The sequence below is a fragment of the uncultured Blautia sp. genome (assembly GCF_902497045.1).
Classification (GTDB): domain Bacteria; phylum Bacillota; class Clostridia; order Lachnospirales; family Lachnospiraceae; genus Blautia_A.
This window is the reverse complement of the sequence record NZ_CABVDF010000313.1, coordinates 1-2,452: the sequence shown is the minus strand read 5'-3', so window position 1 is coordinate 2,452 and position 2,452 is coordinate 1. Positions and strand designations below refer to the sequence as shown.

Genomic DNA, 2,452 nt, shown 5'->3' with positions numbered 1-2,452 from the left:
TGAATATATTTTCATTAAATTTCTGATAATTTAATAGTTTGAAAATAATCAGAAATCAAAAAGAGACTGCCTGTAAAGCAGCTTCGAGAATGCATCCCGCAGCCGTCTTTTCAGCAGTCTCCAAAATTTTTATTTCTTATTGTAGTTGATCAGACAACCTTTCAGGATAATCTCTCTCTCATCGTCTGTCAGTTCTCCCAGCGTTACCTGGAATTCTTTCAGTCCTTCTTCTTTTACCACATATCCGGTAATACTGTCAGCCTTTTCTGCCACTGCTTTACGGACATCAGGAAACAGAAGATAATCTCCATTTGCAAAAGGAAGTTCTCCGTCCTGGATCAGGAAAGGAAGCATACCCCAGTTGATCAGGTTAGAACGATAACGTTTGGTTGCATACTCATTGGCAATATTTGCCCATCCGCCAAGCACTTTCTGACAGGAAGCTGCCTGCTCACGTGCAGATCCGTCTCCTGGCTTTACTGCAAAAATAGTACTTCCGATTCCAAGATTACCCTTTCCGATTTCCGGGAACCGCTTACAGATTGCTTCCATTACCGGATTCAGTTCCGGAACAACCTCCACAGGATCCTGATCTGCCTGAAGAGCTTTCTGTGCCTGCTGGATCTCTTTTGCACGTCCAACATAGGCCGGATCTTTTCTGGAAAGCGTAAACTCTGCAAGTCCCAATGGATTTGAACGGTAAGAAGAGGTTTCTCCGGAAGGAATCAGCTCATCTGTTGTAGTAACCGGATCGTGGATCTCTGAAACCACTTTTAATACAAGATTATCTGCCAGTGCCGGCATTTCCGGCCAGTCCTTGATATTTGGTCCAAACTGTATCTCTACATCAGGATCTGCAATACCTTTACTGTCAAAGATACGATTTTCATAAATTGTTTTGTCAAAGAAATATTTCTGTCCTGTATAGGAACCGGTATATGTCTCTGCTGATGTCAGGAAGCCTTTATTTGCAGCTGTTGCCGCAATAGATCTGGCATCCATAAGAGCAACTGATGAAATCTGCCCGTTCTGGATCTTGGATCCCTCACGGTTAGGGAAATTTCTGGTAGTATGACGAATACTGAATGCATTGTTGGCCGGAGTATCCCCTGCGCCAAAGCACGGACCACAGAACGCAGTTTTTACTACAGCTCCTGTCGCCATAAGATCTGCCAGAACACCATTCTTGGCAAGTTCCATATAGATCGGTGTACTTGCGGGATATACGCTTAATGTAAAGGCATCTGCTCCAATGCTGGAACCACGCAGGATATCTGCTGCAGCACAGATATTTTCAAAACCGCCGCCGGCACAGCCAGCGATAATTCCCTGGTCTACATAAAGCTTTCCATCAACAACTTTATCTTTCAGCGTAAACGGAACTTTACCATCCAGACTTACCTGAGCCTTTTTCTCTACATCATTTAAAATATCCTCAAGATTTTCATTTAATTCATCAATAGTATATGTATTGCTTGGATGGAATGGCATTGCGATCATAGGCTTGATCTCGCTGAGGTCTACCTCTACACAGCCGTCATAGTAAGCCACATCACCCGGCTGAAGCTTTTTGTAATCTTCTTTTCTTCCATGGATCTCATAAAATTCTTCAATCTTGTCATCTGTCTGCCAGATGGAAGAAAGACAGGTAGTCTCTGTTGTCATTACGTCAATGCCGATACGGAAATCTGCGCTTAATCCTGCAACACCAGGTCCTACGAACTCCATAACCTTATTTTTTACATAGCCATTTGCAAAAACCTTGCCAATGATCGCAAGGGCAACGTCCTGAGGGCCAACACCCGGTCGTGGCTGTCCTTTCAGATAAACAGCCACAACACCTGGCATATTAATGTCATAGGTCTGGGAAAGAAGCTGTTTTACCAGCTCTCCGCCGCCTTCTCCCATAGCCATGGTACCCAGAGCGCCATAACGGGTATGACTGTCGGAACCAAGGATCATCTTGCCGCCGCCGGCAAGCATTTCACGGGCATACTGATGGATAACTGCCTGATGAGGCGGAACATAAACACCGCCATATTTCTTGGCACAGGTAAGGCCAAACATATGGTCATCTTCATTGATCGTACCGCCTACTGCACAGAGAGAGTTGTGGCAGTTGGTAAGCACATAGGGAACCGGAAATTTTTCAAGTCCGGAAGCACGGGCTGTCTGGATGATTCCTACAAAAGTAATATCATGAGAAGTAAGTTTATCAAATTTAATCTGCAGTTTCTGCATGTTTCCGGAAGTATTGTGCGCTTCCAGAATGCCATATGCCATGGTATTTTTTACAGCTTCTTCTTTTGATACCGGCTGTGTCATGCAGTTTTCTTCTACAATATCATGGCCGTTCAAAAGATAAACGCCGCCTTCGTATAACTTCATAATAGCTCCTCCATTCATAATTCTATTTTGATAATTAATTTATTATAGTGCATTTTTAAAGAAT

The 2,452-nt window shown here is 43.6% G+C and carries 1 protein-coding gene; it reads right to left on the bottom strand.

Translation table 11 applies throughout. The features are described 5' to 3' along the window. Positions 1 to 129: 129 nt before the first annotated feature. On the bottom strand, positions 130 to 2,388 hold the full coding sequence (locus RDS42_RS14155; RefSeq protein ID WP_308784225.1) for a hydratase: 2,259 nt from the start codon (positions 2,386 to 2,388) through the stop codon (positions 130 to 132). Positions 2,389 to 2,452: the final 64 nt, after the last annotated feature.